The organism is Pseudomonas sp. AL03, from assembly GCF_029960815.1.
Classification (GTDB): domain Bacteria; phylum Pseudomonadota; class Gammaproteobacteria; order Pseudomonadales; family Pseudomonadaceae; genus Aquipseudomonas.
The window spans coordinates 1-12,666 of record NZ_JASBRE010000031.1; the positions used below are offsets into that span (position 1 = coordinate 1).

Sequence of the window (12,666 nt, forward strand, 5' to 3'; positions counted from 1 at the left end):
GCCATGGATGGCCGATGGCGGCGGGCCCACGGAGCAGGACCGGAGCGAGGGCATGGCGAGCCTAGGCGAGCCACCGAACGAAAGGGGCAAAAGCCCTTGGTTACTTGGGGCTCTTCCAAGTGACCCGCCGTAAGGGCGGAACCAATAGCCGCCGTTACCGCAGAAACGGATAAGTACACCATCAACAAAAGACAGGTCGGCCGCCTCGCTTTTGCTCTTGTTCCACCGCCCATCGCTACGCATGTGTGTGTGCCTGGAAACACCGAGCTTAAATGAACAGCATTACCGCAATGCGGGGCGTTTTCGTTAATCTGATCCGACGCTCGACGCAACCATCGCCCCGCCACTCACCCGACCGAGGCCTCATGATCATTTCATCCGCATCTGACTATCGCGAAGCAGCACGCCGAAAACTCCCGCGTTTTTTGTTTGATTACATTGATGGCGGGGCTTATGCAGAGCATACGCTGAGGGCCAATAGCGCTGATCTGACGGGTATCAGCCTTCGTCAGCGCATTCTGAAAAACGTCGAAACCCTGAGCCTTGAAACCACCCTCTTCGACCAACGACTTTCAATGCCCATCATATTGGCCCCGGTAGGACTGACGGGCATGTTCGCGCGTCGTGGTGAAGTGCAGGCTGTCAAAGCGGCGGAAAATAAAGGCATCCCACTCTGCCTATCAACGGTATCGGTGTGCTCGATCGAAGAGGTCTCAGCTCAAACCCGACAACCCATCTGGTTTCAACTGTATGTGTTGAAAGACCGGGGCTTCATGAAAAATGCACTGGAACGTGCGAAGGCCGCCGGGGTGCAGAACCTCGTTTTTACCGTAGATATGCCCACGCCCGGCGCCCGATACAGGGACGCACACTCGGGCATGTCAGGCCCTTTTGCGGCATCGCGGCGAATGCTTCAGGCCATGACCAAACCCGACTGGGCATTCAACGTTGGCGTCATGGGACGTCCACACGACCTGGGTAATATCTCGAATTACCTTGGTAAAGCCGTGACACTCGAAGACTACATGGGCTGGTTGGCCAATAACTTCGACCCTTCGATCAGTTGGAGTGATCTGGAGTGGATTCGTGATTTCTGGAAAGGCCCGATGATCATCAAAGGCATTCTCGATCCTCAGGACGCCAGAGACGCGGTCAGCTTTGGCGCGGATGGCATTGTCGTGTCGAACCACGGTGGGAGACAGCTGGACGGCGTGCTTTCCACCACCAAGGCATTGCCGCCCATCATGCAAGCCATCGGTAATGATCTGACGGTGCTGGTCGACTCGGGAATCCGCTCGGGGCTTGATGTTGTACGGATGTTGGCGCTGGGAGCAAAAGGCGTATTGCTGGGGCGTTCCATGGCCTATGCATTGGCCGCCGATGGTCAACGCGGGGTGGAGAATATGCTGGATATCTTCGCCAAGGAAATGCGCGTCGCCATGACCTTGACCGGGGTGACCTCGATTAGTCAGATTGATGAATCCACGCTGGTGGATGCTGCCCGATGAGCTGAACACCTGACCTTGAAAACGCCGCGCCAATGCGCGGCGTTTTCGTAAATGTCTGAAAAGCGGCCATCACTCGACGTCTTTGAGAACCTCAAAGATCACTTGATCGGGATAAAACGCCATGTAGCCGCGAATCTGTTCTACCGACACTTTTGGGTCTTCATAGCTCCACACCGCATTAGCGCCTTCATGTCCCGGAATTTGCAGGCTGAAATAGTTGGCATCGCCCTTGTAGGGGCAATAGCTCGTGTGATCGGTGCGGGCATAGTACTTTTCATCGATGTCCTCGCGCGGTACGTAATACACCGGAGGATAGTTGGCCTCGAGCAACACCAGCGCCCGTGCGGACGCGGCCACCTGAATACCGTGAAACTTTACAAGCAGGCAGCCCGGCTGCTCTGCGATGGTGATGACAGGACTAGGACCGGAGGTTTTCATCGGATTCTCCTGGATTATCGGGAGCGCCCACGCTCCTGTGGCGAGGGGGCTTGCCCCCGATGGCTGCGAAGCAGCCCAAAAAACTGCGACCGCGATTAATAGGTATACCTCATGTTTCCGTACCGCGACTGCTTCACAGCCGAACGGGGCGGTGCGGCGTTCCAAAAGCCATCAGCGGGAGTTAAACCATGACCCTGGGGAACGCGTCAGCGGCATGTGCGCCGCCACCAACTCAATAAACACCCGCAGCTTCGGCGGCACCTGCCGCCCGGAGGGCCAGAGCAAATTGAACTGGTTATCTGTATATCCATACAGATAAAGGTTGCTCCAATCTCATTCCCTGCGCATTCTGTTCACCTCTTCAAACCGACTGAACGATGGTGGTTATGCGGCTGTACCTCTGTGAAAAACCTTCCCAGGCCAAAGACATTGCGGCCGTCCTCGGCGCCAAACGTCGCGGCGACGGCTGCTGGCTGGGAACGGACGTCACGGTGACCTGGTGCATCGGCCATCTGCTGGAAACCGCGCCGCCGGACGCCTATGACGCGCGTTACAAGCGTTGGGTGCTGGCGGATCTACCGATCATTCCAGAGAAGTGGAAAATGACCGTCAAACCGCGCACGGCCAGCCAATACAAAGCGGTCAAGCGGCTGCTCGGTGAGGCCACCGAACTGGTGATTGCCACCGACGCCGACCGTGAGGGCGAGATGATCGCCCGAGAACTGGTGGAGCATTGCCGTTATCGCGGGCCGATCCAGCGGCTATGGCTGTCGGCGCTGGACGATGCGTCGATCCGCAAGGCATTGGCAGCCCTGAAGCCGGGGGCCGAGACCTTTAGTCTTTATCATTCGGCACTCGGACGTTCCCGCGCCGACTGGCTGATCGGGATGAACATGAGCCGGCTGTTCACGTTGCTGGGGCGTCAGTCCGGTTATCAAGGCGTATTACCGGTCGGTCGGGTACAAACGCCCACCCTGCGCCTGGTGGTGGATCGCGATCGCAGCATCGCCGATTTCGTACCGGTCGCCTATTGGGCCATCGATGTGCAACTGCTGCACGACGGTACCGCGTTCACCGCCCAGTGGCGCGCGGCCTCCGAGGTTTGCGACGATCAGGATCGCTGCCTGAATCAAGCGTTGGCGCAGCAAGCAGCGGCGGCGATTGGCAGCGCGGCGAGTGCTCGGGTCATCAAACTGCGCACCGAGCGGATGCGCGAAGTGGCACCCCTGCCCTTCGATCTGGGCACCTTGCAGGAAGTCTGCTCGAAGAAACTCGGGCTCGGCGCTCAGGAAACCCTCGACATCGCCCAGGCCCTGTACGAAACCCACAAAGTCATCACCTATCCGCGCAGCGACTGCGGTTATCTGCCCGTAAGTCAGCACAGCGAAGCACCGGGCATTCTTGCCGCGCTGAGGCAGGCTGATCCGGCACTGAACGCCTTGAACGATTTCCTGGAGCCTCAGCGCCGCTCACGGGCCTGGAACGATGCCAAGGTCAGCGCTCACCACGGCATCATCCCCACCGCTGCGGCGAAAAACCTCGAGCGACTGGCGGGCAAGCAGCGGGCGGTCTACACCCTGATCCGCGCGCGTTATCTGGCGCAGTTTCTGCCCAACCATGAATACGACCGGACCCAGGCCGACTTCGACTGCGCCGGTGAAGCCTTGCGTGCCGTCGGCAAGCAAATCGTCGAGCCCGGCTGGAAGCGCGCCCTGCCCGAGGCCCTCGCCCCGGCCAGGGGCCGCGAAGTACCGGCGCCGCAAACACTGCCGGCATTGGCCCAAGGGCGTGACTGCGCGGTGGCCGACGTAAAGCTCAAGGACCTCTGGACGCAACCGCCCAAACCGTTCACCGAAGGCGATCTGATCAAGGCGATGAAGAACGTCGCCAAACTGGTAGAAGATCCGTTACTGAAGCAGAAACTCAAGGACACCACCGGCATCGGCACTGAAGCGACCCGTGCCTCGATCATCCAGGGCCTGCTCGACCGTGGTTATCTGATCAAGAACGGCAAGGCCCTGGCCGCTACCCCGGCCGCTTTCAGCCTGATCGATGCCGTGCCGCGTGCCATCGCCGACCCGGGGACCACGGCGATTTGGGAGCAGGCGCTGGACATGGTGCAGAGCGGCGAGATGAGCCTGGAAGAATTCGTCACCAAGCAGGCCGCGTGGATGAGCAAACAGGTCGCCCGTTGCGCCGGCCTGAGCCTGACCATCAGCGGGCCGGCAAGCCCCGCCGGGCGCGGTGCCACGCCGTGGAAAAACAAACGCAAGCCCGCCAAACGCAAGCCCTCGACGGGCACTAAACGTGTGGTAAAACCGGCAAGCAAGGCTTGACGGCACTTCGAGCGAGCTAAAAAGGTCTACTGTTCTTCAAGCCCAGCGACAGCCCCACTTTCTGATAAGGCATCGACCATGATTATCGTGCATCACCTGAACAACTCCCGTTCCCAGCGGATTCTCTGGTTGCTGGAAGAACTGGCGATCCCTTACGAGCTGAAACGTTATCAGCGCGACCCGAAGACCAACCTGGCACCGCCGGAATTGAAAGCGATCAATGCCCTGGGTAAATCACCGGTCATAGAAGATGGCGCGCAGAAGCTGATCGAGTCCTCCGCGATCATCGACTACATGATTCGCCGCCATGGCGACGGGCGCCTGCAACCCGATCCGTCCACCCCCGCCTATGATGAATACGTGCAGTGGCTGCATTTCGCCGAAGGTTCGGCCATGTTGCCACTGATGTTGAACCTGTACGTGGGGCGTCTTGGTGACGCCGGCGCGCCGTTGCATCCGCGGATCGACTCGGAGGTGGCCAACTACCTGGGCTACCTCGACACGGCGCTGAGCCAGTCCGATTACCTGCTGGGCGATGAGTGCAGCGCCGCCGACATCCAGATGAGTTTTATCGGCGAGATCGCCAGAGCCCAGGGCAAGCTCGGCGACTATCCTCATATAGCGTCCTGGATTGCACGCTTCCAGGCTCGCCCGGCCTATCAAGCCGCACTGAAAAAAGGTGGGAAATACGATTTCGCCCCGCACTGAGTGCCTCAGGAGCCCCCCGCATGCCCTTGATAGAACTGCACGCTGCCCAGCGCGACGAACTGGAAACGATTGAAAACCTGATGCAGTTCTATCTGTATGACTTCAGCGAGTGGCTGCCGCTGAAGCTCGGGGAGCATGGCTTCTTCAATGCACAGCCTAAACCGGGTTACTGGCGCAAGCCCGCAACCAGACCGTTTCTGATCAAGGTCGACGGCGAATTGGCCGGTTTCGTGACCGTGGACGACGAAATCCATACCCACGGCGCCGAGCACAACATTGGCTACTTTTTTGTCAGTCGACGCTTTCGTGGCCAAGGCGTCGCGAAATTCGTCGTTTCCACCCTCTCGAGCCGGTTCCCCGGTCAATGGCAAATTTTCCACCTCGACGCGAACCAGCCTGCGCGGGCGTTCTGGGCCCGGGTCATAGCTAATCTCACCCATGGCGAGTTCACCCTGCATCAGCTATCGGTAGACGGTTATCCCTGCACCTTTTACCGATTCCAGATATCGCCGCCATCGTCCTGACTGGCGCCTTCCGATCGCGCTTTTTAATTCCAAACGACTTTGTCCGACAATATGTAGTGACCAAAAATAATCACTACAAAACCGTTGACGCGTCCGATTTGCCCTTGCATGATGCAGACATCTCCCCGATCGGGAGTACAGGCAACACGTTTGAACAAGCTCGTCTGACCGCCGAGCTGTTTTTCCCGGATACACGCTGCCCACAAGGCAGATTGAAGAAGCTGACCTGGCCTGAACGTCCAGTACAAGGACGAGAAACGCTGGCGATCAATCCTCATGAAGCTTGTGGCCGACCCTGAAAATGTCGGCAGTGGCCTGAAGGTTTTCGCTGCTTCTCCTCGTTGTGACGCTATTGCGTAGCAGTTATTCAACACGACTACATGCAACAGATGCGTGACCCCGTCAATTTGGCGGCCGACCGCTGACGTCCTGGTTTCGGTGCCAGGGATCAACTAACCGATGGGCTACCTGTATTAGCGAATCAACTTTGAAAGATCACCAAATGGTCAAGGGGCTTACTATGAATCTGAACAATCAACCCACTATCGATGAACTGGCTCATCTGTTCGCTGCGCAAAAAGACAGCCATGACAGCCATATTCTGTGGATCAGCAAGTCGGGCCAGGTGCATATCGACTGCCTGTCGCCTCACGCCCATGAAGCGGAGTTCGACAAGAACAACCAGAACCTGCTCGCCCGACTGAAGATGTACCGTCGCGGCCAAGGCTATGTCGGCAAGAAAGCCGCGGCCGACAAGGACTTCATCGGTCATGTTCTGCAAACGCTGAAACAGGCGTGGGCATCGATGCAGTACCAGAACGAAGTTCGGGTGATTGATCGGTTCTCCTGATACCTCCCAGGGTTTTATTCCACACCCCTCCATAAAAAGGCCCCGCTCGTCACATCGAGCGGGGCCTTTTTGTTTGTCTCGTGCGCACCAAACAACGCTATCGTTAACCGTGCGCACTGGATCATTGGAGGTTTGCGATGAAAAAACATCTGACGGGCTTGCTGTTGCTGGTGATGGCCAGTGCTGCCCATGCAAACAGCGTCCCCGGAGTTCCCTCATTCAATATGGACTGCCCCGGAAACATCGTCGTCCAGGCGGATCAGGACGGGCCGGTATTAATCAACAGCAAGGAAGCCGCCACCAAAGCCATCAACGATCGCCGCTTCGAAGCCAAGGGTTCGGGCTACACAATCTCGATCATCCTCGCCGATGATGAATCGGTCACGGTGTCCTCCACTGGCAAGACGCCCAATGGCATGTGCCAATCAATGGATGACTGACGTCGTCGACTCACCGGTAGCCGCACCCAACACCAGCTCCATAAACGCCACCGACGCCGCACTGTGATAGTTGTTTTTGCGTCGAAGCAGCGCGGCCCCTCTTTTGGGCGCTTCACCCAGCAACGGGATTTTGCGCAACGCGCGGTCCTGGGTGGCAATGGGCTCCGGAAGGATAGTGGCGATGGCCGTGTGCCGAATGACTTCCAGCAAGGTGCTCACCGAGTTGACCTCGATCACCACGCTCGGCGTGATCTGCTCCTGGGCAAAGTACGCGTCAATGCGGGTGCGGGTAACGAAGTCCGGAGCCAACAGCGCGAATTGCAGTTGCGCCACCTCTTCAGCGGACAACGCCACCTGGCTTTCGTATAACGGGTGATCGCGCCCCACCATGACGCCCAACGTTTCGGTAAACGCCGGGATGGACTCGATGTCGGCATTTCTGACCTGGGTAAACGCGATGGCGATGTCCAGTGAGTCATCCACCAGACCGGCTTCGATGTCATCCATCGACAGCTCGAAAATCTGCAGATGGATGTTCGGAAAGCGCGCCACGTAATCGCGCACCAACGGCCCCACCAGGTACGCCATGAACGTTGGCGTCATGGCCAGCCGCAAGGTCCCGCGAGATAAGTCCTTCACGTCATGCAGCGCACGTTTACCTGCCTCCAGTTCCACCAGCACCCGACGAGCGCATTCGATGTAGGCCTGTCCCGCATCGGTGGGTTTCACCCTGCGCGAGGTCCGGTCAAACAGGCTCACGCCCAGGGTTTCTTCCAGTTGCCGAATCTGTTGGGACAGGGTCGGTTGCGAGACGTGAAGCGCCTCGGCGGCACGGGTGAAACCGCCGCGGTCGGCCACCGCCAGCAAATAGCGCAAATGTCGTAGCAGCATGGGGAATTACCAACTATAGGCTGTGCTTATGCGTTGCATTGTATATCGGTCTTGGACGCTATGGATCGATCGACAGAAGATTGCTCCACACCCAAGCCATACCACCCCTACAGGAGAAACCCCATGCAACAGTCCCACGCTTACAACGACCCAAGTCTGGCCCTGACCACGTCTATCCTCGATGCAAAAGCGCGTAAAAACCTGTCCTGGCAGGACCTGACCGACGGCACCGGCCTGGGTCTGGCCTACGTCACCGCCGCCCTGCTCGGTCAGCACCCACTGCCGGAAAGCGCCGCCAAAGTCATTGGCGAAAAACTGGACCTGGACGCCGACGCCGTGGCCCGCCTGCAGATCATCCCGTTGCGCGGAAGCCTCTCGGGTGTCCCGACCGACCCGACCATCTATCGCTTCTACGAAATGATCCAGATTTACGGCACCACCTTGAAAGCCCTGGTTCATGAACAATTCGGCGACGGCATCATCAGTGCGATCAACTTCAAGCTCGACATAAAGAAAGTCGAAGACCCGGAAGGCGGGTCCCGCGCAGTGATTACCCTCGACGGCAAGTTCCTGCCACTGCGTCCTTTCTAAGTTCTGCGAGGACTTCGTCCGAACGCGGCCCGCCTCGGACGCAGCCTCGCGGGCTCGGCAGCTGCTACAAAATATTCATTCGACTCACGCATGAGGACATCGCCATGAAAGCGCTCATCGAAGGTTTTTTGAAGTTCCAGAAGGAAGCCTTTCCGCAACGCACCGACCTGTTCAAACACTTGGCCACCACCCAGCATCCGGGTACGTTGTTCATCACCTGTTCCGACAGCCGTGTCGTGCCGGAACTGCTGACCCAACAAGAACCCGGTGAACTGTTTGTGATCCGCAACGCCGGCAATATCGTGCCCTCTTACAGCCCGCACCCCGGCGGTGTATCGGCCACGGTCGAATATGCGGTCGCGGTGCTCGGCGTTACTGACATTGTGATCTGTGGGCATTCAGACTGTGGCGCCATGACTGCCGTCGCGACGTGCACCTGCATGGACCACCTGCCCGCTGTCAGCGGCTGGTTGCAACATGCCGAGTCGGCGAAAGTCATCAACGAATCCCGTCCTCACGCGAGTGATGCGGCGAAGGTGAGTTCAATGGTTCGGGAGAATGTCATCGCGCAACTGGCCAATATCCAGACGCACCCAAGCGTGCGCCTGGCTCAGGAGAAAGGCCTGTTGAATTTGCACGGTTGGGTCTACGACATCGAGACCGGTTCGGTCGACGCCCGGGATGCCAACAGCCGCCGTTTCGTGGGGCTCGCCGAGTATCTGGACACCTGCGCCCTTCAAACTCGATCCGTAGAAGCAGCAGCCTGAAGCTTAATCCACTTGCCGCGAGATGATCGATGCAGCGCTCCCGGCTAACGGGAGCGCTGCGCTGACTCGATCGACGGGGTCATTTATCGTCCATCTTGGTTGACGATTGAGGCCGAATCTCAGTGCTCTCTTCGGCGTTGGGTGGCTCTGGAAAAGTGCCAGGCGTGAACACGTGAGTCAGCAAGTCTCTGGCATCGACTTCGACGACTCCCTGAACCGAACGGGCCAGAGCAACAGCCTGCTCACACTGTTTGTGGGTGTTGACGCGACCGCTCAACGCCACCGTGCTCCCATGGGTTTTGACATGGATTTGCAGGCCGAGGCTTGGTTCGGCCATTGCCAGGGCTGACTTCACCCTGGCGGTAATCCACGTGTCGTGAACGCCCCTTTCCAGATCCTGGGAGTAATGTTGAAACGAATGAAGTTTCATGGTGCAACCCTCTTCACGTAATCAGATGCGCTGTCCGTCCTATTTGCTATACAGCCCTCTGCCTCTCAGGCGAGCGTTAAGGGACATCTGATTCGTTTTGGAGTGCTCGCCACGCCAATACAGACGCACATTAAGTATAGTGCGGCCGTCGCCTGGGGTCGGGATGCCGTCTCAGCGTTTGACCGACAGATCCGTCTGGGTCATGCGACTGCGGATCGTAAACACCCCATCGCCCGAGAGAATCGCGCTGCGAGCAAACAGTCGACCGCTCTCCCAGTTCGAAAGACCCAGTTCTGGCTTGTTCAGCGCGTACTGCCCGTCGACCCAACGGGTAATCCCGTTGCCGACAAAAGGTGCGTTGACCGCGTTGTAGAAGCGTTCCTGAGCCTCGGCGTCCTCACTGATCAATGACACGGTGAACTGCGGGCTATAGCGATTGAACAACGCGATGGCGCTGTCCAGGTCATCGACGATCTTCAGGCTGACTTCCGGGGTTTCTTCCCATTCCCACTCGCGGCCCAACTGATCCTCGGGCAGCGGTTCGGCCAAGGCTTCGGTTTGATAGCCTTCGGCGCGGTACACCTCAACGCTTGCGGTCTGCCACTCGGTCGGCAAGTACTGCTCGCTGCCTTCGACGATGTGCAATTTGCAGCCCTGCCCCCGTGCGGTGCCGGCCTGCTGCAGCGCGTCCAGGAACAGCGGCAGCAACTCGGCGATACGGTCACGGTGGATCAGGCAGACGTTCAGGGTGTTGCAGACTTTGCGATCCAGCGAGTTGCGCACCACCGCGGCAAAGCGCTTGGCGTCCGCTACCTTGTCGGCGATCAGCCAGGCGCCACCAGTGCCGTGCAGGCTGACGGCGGTGCCGGCCTGTTGGGCGATGCTACCCAGTTGGCTGACGGCACGACCCGAACCCCGGGCCACCGCCAGCGACAGGCGCCGGTCGGCGAACATCGCCCAGCCGGCGGCGTGATTGACGCTTTCCACCAGCGACACCGCGCCAGTCGGCAACCCGGCGTCGCTCAGTGCCGGATTCAGCGCGTGGGTGACGATGGCTTGCGCCGTGCCCAACGCATCGCTGCCGATGCGCAGCACCGCCGTGTTACCCGTGCGCAACACACCGGCGGCGTCGGCAAAGACGTTCGGTCGGCCCTCGAAGACGAAAGCGACGATGCCCAAGGGCGAGACCACTTGCTCGACTTTCCAGCCGTCATGCTCGACGCAACTGACCACTTTGCCGCGCGTGGCCGACGCATCACGCCAGGCCCTGAGGCCGGCGATCATGTCGCGGCGCATGCGTTCATCCGCCAGAAGCCGTGTGGTGGAACGTCCGCGGGCCTTGGCCCGCTCGATGTCGGCCAGGTTGGCGGCTTCGATCAAAGCCCAGCAGTCAGGATCTTCCAGGCGTTGCGCGAAGCGATCAAAGAACTCGCTGATGGCTTGATCCGAGACCGCGGACATTGCGCTGAAAGCCGCTTCGGCACGCTCGATAGCAATGGCCGCCGCTTGCTGGTCAGCCACCGGGATCAGCAACAACTCGCCGCTGACCTGCTCCACCAGCAAATGGTCCCCGGGCTTAAAGCGCGCGGCCAGTTCGGGGCTGACCACAGAGACACGATTCCCGGCGAAAGGGATCGGCGTGCCAGCGACTAGACGTTCGAGCGCAAGGGACATGAAGCGGTTTCACCATGCAATGGGCGGCCGGAAAATGTATAGGAAAATCCCTGGAGCGTCATTAACCGCACGCCTGACCGGTGATCGAAAACCCAGAGGCCCGTCACCCCCTACGCTAAAAGACCGCTGTGACCCGGCACCACCGTGTCTAGAACACCGACCAGCCAATCCGCTGACTCAGCAACTCCAGCGCGGCCATGCCCGCGAGGGAGTTGCCGGCGGTGTTCAACTCCGGTGACCAGACGCACACCGTGAATTGCCCCGGCACCACCGCGACAATTCCCCCGCCCACACCACTTTTGCCGGGCAAACCGACGCGGTAGGCAAAGTTGCCGGCTTCATCGTAGAGGCCGCTGGTGGCCATGATCGAGTTGACCTGCTGGGTCTGGCGGGCGCTGAGGATCTGTTCGCCGCTGTGTTTGCAGAAACCGTCGTTGGCCAGAAAACAGAACGCCCGGGCCAGATCCACACAGGTCATGCGTAGCGCGCAATGGCTGAAGTAACTGCGCAGCACCGCTTCGACGTCGTTGTGAAAATTGCCGAAAGACTGCATCAGATAAGCCATCGCAGCGTTGCGCGCGCGATGCAGGTATTCGGACTCGGCGACCTTGCCATCCACCATGACTTGCGGGTTGCCGGACAGCCGGCGGACAAAGTCGCGCATGGACAACGCTGGCGCGGCAAAGCGCGACTGGTTGATGTCGCAAATCACCAGCGCACCGGCGTTAATAAAGGGATTGCGCGGGCGCCCGCGCTCAAACTCCAGTTGCACCAGCGAATTGAACGGTTGGCCGGAAGGCTCGTGACCCAGGCGTTCCCATATGGCTTCGCCGGAATGTTCAATGGCCTGCACCAGGCTGAACACCTTGGACATACTCTGCACCGAGAACGGCGTGTGGGCATCGCCGGCGCAATACAGTTCGCCGTCATTGCCATACACCGCAATGCCCAGTTGATCGGGTGGCACCGTGCCAAGGGCGGGAATGTAGTCAGCCACCTTGCCCTGGCCGATCAAGGGGCGTACCGCGTCAAGGATCTCGTTCAACAGCGCTTGCATGCCAGGTTCCGAAGTCTCGCCCCATGGGATTGCGGGGACACTGACGCTAGACGCCACTGGTCGGGGCCGGATCACAGTTTTGTACCATGCCATCGGCCAAACCCCTAGCAGCTCTGCGATCGGCTCTGTAGCAGCTGTCGAGCTCCAGCGAGGCTGCGTCGGCTGCGTCGGCTGCGAAGCAGTCGTAAACCCTATTTACGCGATTTACCTGAACTACCAAGTCGATCGATTTCACGACTGCTTCGCAGCCGAACGCAGCCTCGCAGGCTCGGCAGCTGCTACAGGGCTGCGGTCTGGCTGAGAAATTTCAGGGGTTACGTATCAGAGTGTGTACAGCCGCGCCCCCGACACACCCCGCCCCTAAAACCCCGCGCCAAAGACACATCGCAGATACACCTGCTTGATGAAATGTGACTGTCGATTGGCTTCGCCGATCAAAGCGCTCAACTCAC

The 12,666-nt window shown here is 59.3% G+C and carries 13 protein-coding genes; 8 read left to right on the top strand and 5 right to left on the bottom strand.

Going from position 1 to position 12,666, the window contains the following annotated elements:
- Positions 1–365: 365 nt before the first annotated feature.
- A complete protein-coding gene (gene lldD / locus QK293_RS23110; protein ID WP_282381464.1) occupies positions 366–1,508 on the top strand; it encodes an FMN-dependent L-lactate dehydrogenase LldD in 1,143 nt (380 codons plus the stop codon).
- Between the two features lie 69 nt (positions 1,509–1,577).
- On the opposite strand, the gene QK293_RS23115 is transcribed toward lldD, so the two are convergent.
- Complete coding sequence (locus QK293_RS23115) at positions 1,578–1,946, bottom strand: DUF427 domain-containing protein (RefSeq protein WP_282381466.1); 369 nt, start codon at positions 1,944–1,946, stop codon at positions 1,578–1,580.
- A gap of 386 nt (positions 1,947–2,332) precedes the next feature.
- Between QK293_RS23115 and QK293_RS23120 the strand changes: the two genes are divergently transcribed.
- The 5 genes from QK293_RS23120 to QK293_RS23140 all read left to right on the top strand — a co-directional run bounded on the left by QK293_RS23120 (position 2,333) and on the right by QK293_RS23140 (position 6,804).
- Positions 2,333–4,282, top strand: coding sequence for a DNA topoisomerase III (locus QK293_RS23120; RefSeq protein WP_282381470.1), 1,950 nt, complete (start codon positions 2,333–2,335; stop codon positions 4,280–4,282).
- A gap of 78 nt (positions 4,283–4,360) precedes the next feature.
- Complete coding sequence (locus QK293_RS23125; protein WP_282381472.1) at positions 4,361–4,990, top strand: glutathione S-transferase; 630 nt, start codon at positions 4,361–4,363, stop codon at positions 4,988–4,990.
- Positions 4,991–5,010: 20 nt separating this feature from the next.
- The gene (locus tag QK293_RS23130; RefSeq protein ID WP_282381474.1) at positions 5,011–5,514 is read left to right on the top strand and encodes a GNAT family N-acetyltransferase; all 504 of its coding nucleotides are present in this window, start codon (positions 5,011–5,013) and stop codon (positions 5,512–5,514) included.
- A gap of 520 nt (positions 5,515–6,034) precedes the next feature.
- On the top strand, positions 6,035–6,364 hold the full coding sequence (locus QK293_RS23135; protein ID WP_282381476.1) for a hypothetical protein: 330 nt from the start codon (positions 6,035–6,037) through the stop codon (positions 6,362–6,364).
- A gap of 137 nt (positions 6,365–6,501) precedes the next feature.
- Positions 6,502–6,804, top strand: a complete 303-nt coding sequence (locus QK293_RS23140) for a hypothetical protein (RefSeq protein WP_282381478.1) — start codon at positions 6,502–6,504, stop codon at positions 6,802–6,804.
- Here the strand turns inward: QK293_RS23140 and cynR are convergent.
- Positions 6,790–7,695, bottom strand: a complete 906-nt coding sequence (cynR, locus tag QK293_RS23145) for a transcriptional regulator CynR (protein ID WP_282381480.1) — start codon at positions 7,693–7,695, stop codon at positions 6,790–6,792. The two genes, QK293_RS23140 and cynR, sit on opposite strands and share 15 nt — an antisense overlap.
- 123 nt (positions 7,696–7,818) lie before the next feature.
- On the opposite strand from cynR, the gene cynS reads away from it, so the two are divergent.
- Together cynS and QK293_RS23155 are read left to right on the top strand one after the other, a co-directional pair.
- Entirely contained in the window at positions 7,819–8,286 is a 468-nt protein-coding gene (gene cynS / locus QK293_RS23150) for a cyanase (RefSeq protein ID WP_282381483.1), read from the top strand.
- A gap of 104 nt (positions 8,287–8,390) precedes the next feature.
- On the top strand, positions 8,391–9,053 hold the full coding sequence (locus QK293_RS23155) for a carbonic anhydrase (RefSeq protein WP_282381486.1): 663 nt from the start codon (positions 8,391–8,393) through the stop codon (positions 9,051–9,053).
- A gap of 79 nt (positions 9,054–9,132) precedes the next feature.
- Here QK293_RS23155 and QK293_RS23160 read toward each other — a convergent pair whose 3' ends face one another.
- The 3 genes from QK293_RS23160 to glsB all read right to left on the bottom strand — a co-directional run bounded on the left by QK293_RS23160 (position 9,133) and on the right by glsB (position 12,214).
- Positions 9,133–9,483, bottom strand: coding sequence for a BON domain-containing protein (locus QK293_RS23160; protein ID WP_282381488.1), 351 nt, complete (start codon positions 9,481–9,483; stop codon positions 9,133–9,135).
- A gap of 171 nt (positions 9,484–9,654) precedes the next feature.
- Positions 9,655–11,157, bottom strand: coding sequence for an aldehyde dehydrogenase family protein (locus QK293_RS23165; RefSeq protein WP_282381490.1), 1,503 nt, complete (start codon positions 11,155–11,157; stop codon positions 9,655–9,657).
- A gap of 148 nt (positions 11,158–11,305) precedes the next feature.
- On the bottom strand, positions 11,306–12,214 hold the full coding sequence (glsB, locus tag QK293_RS23170; RefSeq protein ID WP_282381492.1) for a glutaminase B: 909 nt from the start codon (positions 12,212–12,214) through the stop codon (positions 11,306–11,308).
- Between the last annotated feature and the right edge of the window lie 452 nt (positions 12,215–12,666).

What these genes read in the sequence shown, in the direction of transcription:
- lldD (WP_282381464.1), top strand. Translation starts at nt 366, where the DNA reads ATGATCATTTCATCCGCATCTGACTATCGCGAAGCAGCACGCCGAAAA.
- QK293_RS23115 (WP_282381466.1), bottom strand. Translation starts at nt 1,946, where the DNA reads ATGAAAACCTCCGGTCCTAGTCCTGTCATCACCATCGCAGAGCAGCCG.
- QK293_RS23120 (WP_282381470.1), top strand. Translation starts at nt 2,333, where the DNA reads ATGCGGCTGTACCTCTGTGAAAAACCTTCCCAGGCCAAAGACATTGCG.
- QK293_RS23125 (WP_282381472.1), top strand. Translation starts at nt 4,361, where the DNA reads ATGATTATCGTGCATCACCTGAACAACTCCCGTTCCCAGCGGATTCTC.
- QK293_RS23130 (WP_282381474.1), top strand. Translation starts at nt 5,011, where the DNA reads ATGCCCTTGATAGAACTGCACGCTGCCCAGCGCGACGAACTGGAAACG.
- QK293_RS23135 (WP_282381476.1), top strand. Translation starts at nt 6,035, where the DNA reads ATGAATCTGAACAATCAACCCACTATCGATGAACTGGCTCATCTGTTC.
- QK293_RS23140 (WP_282381478.1), top strand. Translation starts at nt 6,502, where the DNA reads ATGAAAAAACATCTGACGGGCTTGCTGTTGCTGGTGATGGCCAGTGCT.
- cynR (WP_282381480.1), bottom strand. Translation starts at nt 7,695, where the DNA reads ATGCTGCTACGACATTTGCGCTATTTGCTGGCGGTGGCCGACCGCGGC.
- cynS (WP_282381483.1), top strand. Translation starts at nt 7,819, where the DNA reads ATGCAACAGTCCCACGCTTACAACGACCCAAGTCTGGCCCTGACCACG.
- QK293_RS23155 (WP_282381486.1), top strand. Translation starts at nt 8,391, where the DNA reads ATGAAAGCGCTCATCGAAGGTTTTTTGAAGTTCCAGAAGGAAGCCTTT.
- QK293_RS23160 (WP_282381488.1), bottom strand. Translation starts at nt 9,483, where the DNA reads ATGAAACTTCATTCGTTTCAACATTACTCCCAGGATCTGGAAAGGGGC.
- QK293_RS23165 (WP_282381490.1), bottom strand. Translation starts at nt 11,157, where the DNA reads ATGTCCCTTGCGCTCGAACGTCTAGTCGCTGGCACGCCGATCCCTTTC.
- glsB (WP_282381492.1), bottom strand. Translation starts at nt 12,214, where the DNA reads ATGCAAGCGCTGTTGAACGAGATCCTTGACGCGGTACGCCCCTTGATC.